This is a genomic window from Streptomyces fructofermentans, from assembly GCF_014651055.1.
GTDB lineage: Bacteria > Actinomycetota > Actinomycetes > Streptomycetales > Streptomycetaceae > Streptomyces > Streptomyces fructofermentans.
Genome location: NZ_BMWD01000002.1, coordinates 281,914 through 288,005 on the forward strand (window position 1 = coordinate 281,914; position 6,092 = coordinate 288,005).

At 73.2% G+C, this 6,092-nt stretch carries 4 protein-coding genes; all 4 read left to right on the forward strand.

Annotation, left to right across the window (positions count from 1 at the left end):
* Positions 1-233: 233 nt before the first annotated feature.
* Genes IE265_RS04220 through IE265_RS04235 form a run of 4 tightly spaced genes read left to right on the forward strand, consistent with a single transcriptional unit; the run spans position 234 to position 6,047 of the window.
* Complete coding sequence (locus IE265_RS04220) at positions 234-983, forward strand: 2OG-Fe dioxygenase family protein (RefSeq protein WP_229916021.1); 750 nt, start codon at positions 234-236, stop codon at positions 981-983.
* Positions 984-988: 5 nt separating this feature from the next.
* Positions 989-2,284 (forward strand): MFS transporter, encoded by a 1,296-nt coding sequence (locus tag IE265_RS04225; RefSeq protein ID WP_229916022.1) that lies wholly within the window; start codon positions 989-991, stop codon positions 2,282-2,284.
* On the forward strand, positions 2,281-4,653 hold the full coding sequence (locus tag IE265_RS04230; protein ID WP_190033942.1) for a M20/M25/M40 family metallo-hydrolase: 2,373 nt from the start codon (positions 2,281-2,283) through the stop codon (positions 4,651-4,653). Before IE265_RS04225 ends, IE265_RS04230 begins: the two co-directional genes overlap by 4 nt.
* A gap of 29 nt (positions 4,654-4,682) precedes the next feature.
* Complete coding sequence (locus tag IE265_RS04235; RefSeq protein WP_190034094.1) at positions 4,683-6,047, forward strand: glutamine synthetase family protein; 1,365 nt, start codon at positions 4,683-4,685, stop codon at positions 6,045-6,047.
* Positions 6,048-6,092 lie beyond the last annotated feature (45 nt).

Genomic DNA, 6,092 nt, shown 5'->3' on the forward strand with positions numbered 1-6,092 from the left:
GCTGAGGCTTCCCGCCGGGCTCCCGCGTTTGCGGCGGGAAGCCTCAGCACGCTCCACGGCCTGCTCCGGATGGTCCACCGGGACGCCGTACCGCCGACAGTCGGGCAACTCCCCGACTGTCCGTCCGGGCCGCGGACGGCCCGGTGGGGATTCCCCCGACTCGTCCCGGGGGCCGGCCCGTTGCCACGATCGGGGGTCCCTTCATCCCGGCATCAGAAAGGGCGGCACCCGACGTGTCCGATCCGATCACCACCGAACGGGCCGGCTCCGCCCGTCCCGCGATCTCCACCGCCGTACGGGAGTTGTCCACGTGGGGCGGTCATCTGCAGCCGTCCGCCGAGCAGTCCGAGCTGATCGGCGCCACCGCGCAGGACTGGGCGCGCTTCGCCCGCCACTGGGACGACCTCACCGTCGACACCTACATGCGCGACGGCGGCGCCTACCGCCACCGCCGCTACGGGCACTTCACCCTCGACACCACCACCGGCGCGCTGACGGCGCTGCCGCACGGGCCGTACCGGCAGGAGAGCGCGATCAACCCGCTCAACGGGGGCATCGAGCGGCACTTCGACCCGCTGACCCCGGCGTTCGCGGAGGACCCGCTGACGCGGTCCGTCGTCCTGGCACTCGGCGAGATCTTCTCGGCGGTCGAGGGCGTGACCCGGTGGGACGTCAAGCTGCACCCGTTCCGCATCGTCACCAGCAGCGGCGAGACCGGCCGTCCCGCCCCGCAGGGCCGGCACCGCGACGGTTCGACCTTCGTCACCTCGCTGCTCGTCGGCCGGACCAATGTGACGGGCGGTGAGAGTTCGCTCCACACCGAGGACGGCGAGCAGCTCCTCGCCGTCACCCTGAGCGAGCCGGGCGACCAACTGCTGGTCGACGACCGGTCCGTCCTGCACGACGTCACGCCCGTGCGGCCGGTGGACGACACCCTGCCCGCGCACCGCGACGTGCTGATCGTCGACTTCGACCTGCTGTGACGGCCGTGGCGGTGGCCCCTCGCCGGTTCGCGCCCGGCTTCTGGCGGCTCTGGTCCGCGACCACCATCTCCGGTCTGGGTGACGGCATCCGGATCATCGCGCTGTCGGTGGCCGCCGCGACGGTCACCGGCGACCCGTTCCTGGTCTCGCTGGTGACCGTCGCCGGCCAGTTGCCCTGGCTGGTCGTCGGGCCGTTCAGCGGCACGCTGATCGACCACCTGGACCGCTGGCGCATGCTGTGGATCTGCGACGTGGCCCGCGCGGTCGTCCTGACCGGCCTGGTCACCGCGATCCTCGCCGACCGGGTGGGGATCGGCGTCCTGGCCCTCACCGCGTTCCTGCTGAGCTCCGTGGAGACGATGGCGGACAACCTGTCGCAGGCCGTCGTGCCCGACATGGCCGGCACGCACTCCCTGGACTCGGCCAACAGCAAGCTCCTGTCGGGGCGGCTCGTCACCATGGAGTTCCTCGGCGCCCCGGTGGGCACGGCGCTGTTCGTCGTCGCCCCGCTGCTGCCGTTCGGCGTCGCCACCGTCTGCTTCGCGGTCTCCGCGGTGCTCGTACTCGGCCTCCGCCCGCCGGGCGTGGCACCCGACGTCAAGGGCGAGCCGCTCACCGCGCGCGTGCTGGCCGCGCAGACCGCCGAGGGGATCACCTGGCTGTGGCGGCACCGGCTGCTGCGCGTGGTGTGCCTCATGGTCGCGCTGCTCAACTTCGCGGTCCTGGCCGTGCTGTCCATCGCGGTGCTCTACGCGCTCCACACACTGCACGTCAGCGAGACGGTGTACGGACTGCTCCTGCTGGTCATCGCGAGCGGCGGACTCATCGGCCTGGTCGTCGCGCCGAAGGTCATCGAGACCGTCGGCCGCGGCCGCTCCCTCCAACTCGCCTTCGCGATCAGCCCGTTGTCCTTCGTGGTGTCGGGGGTCGCCTCGCACGCCCTGGTCGCCGCCTTCGCGCTGGTCTTCGTGGGCGCGGCCATCACCCTGGTCAACGTCATCACCACGACCCTGCGCCAGTCCCTCATCCCCCAGGAGAGGTTCGGCCGCGTCAACGGCGCGTACCGGCTGGTGATCAACGGGCTGACGCCGATCGGCGGGCTCGTCGGAGGGCTGGTCGCCGGCCACTTCGGGCTGCGCGCCCCGTTCTTCGTCGCCGCGGCTCTGCTCCTCGCCGGGACGCTCCTCTCACTGCCCCTGCTGTCCAACCGCAGTCTCGGCGGGACACCGGACCACGACGGGGAGTCCGGGCCCGCCGACGACGGGGCTGCGGCCCTCCGCACAGAAACGGCCGACCAGTGACCCTGCGCACGCTCGACGCCGCCCCGGCACCGGAGCGCCCCGACGCAGCGCCGGCGCCCCGGGACCGGCTGCGGTTCCTGCCCGAACTGCTGCTGCTCCTCGTCGTGACGCTCGTCGCGGCCGTCCCGGTGCTCACGAACACCACGCCCCCCGACCCGCTGCCGGTCGGCGCGCCCGCCGGCGCGTTCTCCGCCGACCGCGCGCACCGCCACGTCGAGCGGGTGGCGTCCGAGCCCAGGCCCGTCGGATCGGCGGCGCACGACCGCGTACGCGACTATCTCCTGAAGGAGATCCGCGCCACGGGGCCGGAGCCGGAAGTGCTGCCGGCCCTGGGCGCCGACACGAGTTCGGGGGCCGCTCTGACGGCGCCCGTCCAGAACATCCGCGTCACCCTGCCCGGCACGGACCCCACCGGCCGGGTGCTGGTCACGGCACACTACGACTCCGTCGAGATCGGCCCCGGAGCCACCGACAACGGACACGGAGTCGCGGCGATGCTGGAGATGATCAGGGCCCTGCGCTCCGGACCCGCCGCCCGCAACGACATCACCTTCCTGTTCACGGACGGGGAGGAGCTGGGGATGGTCGGGGCGCAGGCCTACACCGCGTCCCCCGCGCTCGGCGACCCGGACCGGACCGTCGTGCTCAACCTGGAGGCGCGGGGCACCTCGGGCCGGGTGGTCATGTTCGAGACGGGGGCCCACAACGCGGCCCTGGTGCCGGCTCTCGGGGACAGCACGCCCGTCACCAACTCCCTGGCGTACGAGGTCTACCGGCTGCTGCCCAACTACACGGACTTCACGGCCTTCCGCAAGGCCGGGCTGACCGGAATGAACTTCGCCAACATCGGCACCTCCGCCGCCTACGACACTCCGCAGGACAACCTCGCCAGGTCCAGCCGTTCGTCACTGCAGGACCTCGGGACCACCGTGCTCGCGGCGACCAGGGAGCTGGCGGCCGACGACATCCCGGCGATCCGCGCGAGTTCGGAGGCCACCTACTTCACGTTCGGCGGGCTGCTGGTGCGCTACCCGGGCGGCTGGGTGCTGCCCCTGGCTGCCCTGTCGGCGGCGGGCTTCGCGGCCTCGCTGTGGTTCGCGAGGCGCCGGGACGCCGTCCGGACCCGGGCCGTCGCGGTCACCGCGGCGACCCTGCCCGTGCCCCTGCTCGCGGTGGCCGCCGCCGGCTGGGGGGCGTGGCAGCTCGTCGTCCTGTTCCGTCCCGACTACACGGGCTTCGTCTTCGGCGACCCGTACCGGCCGGGGATGACGGCCGTCGGCCTCGCCGTGGTGGCCGTCGCGGTGGTCCGCGCCTGGGCGGCCGTACGGCGGCGGCGGTGCACCCCTGTGGAGCTGTCCGCCGCGGTCACCGGCTGGCTGCTGCTCCTCGCCGTGCTCACCGCGTTCCTCGTGCCCGGCGCCTCGTACCTCTTCGTGTGGCCCGCGCTCGCCGGCGCCGCAGGCCTCGCGCTGGCCGCCCGGCTGCCGGGCACGTTCCGCGGGCGGGACGCCGTCGCCGCGCTGGCCGCCGTTCCCGCCGCGGCCCTGCTTGTTCCCGTGGCGGTCCTGCTGTTCGCCACCACCGGTCTCGCCCTCGCGGCGGTCCCGCTCGTCGTGGTGGCCCTGTTCGCCGCGACCCTGCCGGTGCTCGCCGGGCGCCGGCCCCCCGTCCGCCGCCGGATCGTGGCCCTGCGCGCCGCCTCCGCCGTCGTCACCGGCCTCGCCGTGATCGCCGCGGGTGTCCTCGGCGACGGTGTGAGCGAGGGGCGCCCCGCCCAGGTCAGCCTGGTGTACACGGTGGACGGTGACACCGGCGAGGCGCGCTGGGCGGGCAACGGAACCGGCTCGCACCCGTGGGCCGACGCGTATCTGTCGGGCGGGCGGACGGCCCTGGAGGACACCTTCCCGCCGCTGCGCGAGCCCGAGTCGTGGCGCACGGGCCCCGCCCGGCGGGTCGAGACGCCCACCCCGACGCTGAAGGTCCTGTCGACCCGGCGCAGCGGCAACTCCCGGGTGGTACGGGTGCACCTCGGCGCCGAGCACGGCGCCCCGGGCCAGCTGATGCTCTACGCCGACAACCGCAGCGGCACGGTCGAAAGCCTCTCCGTCTCCGGCAGGAAGCTGCCGGGCGGCGCCAACCGGGCCTCCCTCAACGGTCGTTGGACCTGGGGCTACATCTACGCGGCGCCGCCGGCCGACGGCGTCGACCTCACTCTGGAGGTCCGCGGGAAGGGGCCGCTGCGGCTGCGGGTGCTCGCGCAGACCACCGGCTTCCCCGACGGCGCGCTGCGCGGTACGCCGCCCCCGACGGTCACCTGGGCCGCCCTGGACTCCGGGTTCACGGTCGTCTCACGGCGCTTCACGATCTGACGGGCACAAGGAACACCGGGAGAATGCACATGGCACACCGCAAGGGCATGCTGACCCTGGACCAGCTCAGGGACAAGGCGGGAACGGGAGCCGTCGACACCGTCGTGCTGGCCTTCACCGACCTCCAGGGCAGGCTCCAGGGCAAGCGGCTCTCCGCGGAGTTCTTCCTCGACGAGGTCGTGGAGAACGGCGCGGAGGCCTGCGACTACCTCCTCGCCGTCGACGTGGAGATGAACACCGTCGACGGCTACGAGTCGGCGTCCTGGGAGCGCGGGTACGGCGACCTCCGGCTCCTCCCCGACCTGTCGACCCTGCGGATGATCCCCTGGCACGAGGGCACCGCCCTGGTGCTGGCCGACCTGGTCCGGCACGACGGCACTCCGGTCGAGGTCTCGCCCCGCCGCATCCTGCGCCGGCAGGTCGAGCGCCTGGCCGAACGCGGCTGGCGGGCGCTGGCCGGCACCGAGCTGGAGTTCGTCGTCTACCAGGACACGTACGAGGAGGCCTGGCACAAGGGCTACCGCGAACTGCGGCCGGCCAACGCCTACAACGTCGACTACTCCGTCCTCGGGGCGTCGAGGATCGAGCCGCTGCTGCGCCGCATCCGCACCTCGATGTCCGGCGCGGGGATGTACGTGGAGGCCTCCAAGGGCGAGTGCAACCTGGGCCAGCACGAGATCACGTTCCGGTACGCGGACGCCGTCACCACCTGCGACCAGCACAGCATCTACAAGACGGGGGCCAAGGAGATCGCCGCCCAGGAGGGCTCCAGCATCACCTTCATGGCCAAGCCGGACCGGCGCGAGGGCAACTCCTGCCACATCCACCTCTCGCTGCGGGACGCGGACGGCACTCCGGTGCTGGCCGGTGACGGGCCGTACGGGCTGTCACCGACCGGGGAGCACTTCCTCGCGGGCCAGTTGGCCGCGCTGCGCGAGTTCAGCCTGCTCCACGCGCCCAACATCAACTCGTACAAGCGTTTCGTGGCCGGGAGTTTCGCGCCGACGGCCGTCGAGTGGGGGGCCGACAACCGCACGTGCGCGCTGCGCCTGGTGGGCCGCGGGAACTCCCTGCGGGTGGAGAACCGGCTGCCCGGCGGCGACGTCAACCCGTATCTGGCCGTCGCCGGCCTCATCGCGGCGGGCCTCGACGGGATCGAGCGGCGGCTGCCGCTCCGGGACGCCTTCGGGGGCAACGCCTACACGTCCGACTCCGAGCAGGCGCCGGGCACGCTCCGCGAGGCGCTGGAGCTGTGGGAGGCGAGCGACCTGGCCGCGCACGCGTTCGGCGAGGAGACGGTGCGCCACTACGCCCATCAGGCCCGGGTCGAACTGAGGGCCTTCGACGCCTCGGTGACCGACTGGGAGCTGCGCCGGGGCTTCGAACGGCTCTGACCACGGGCAGGCCCTCACATGGGTGGGGCCCCGAACGCTCGGCGA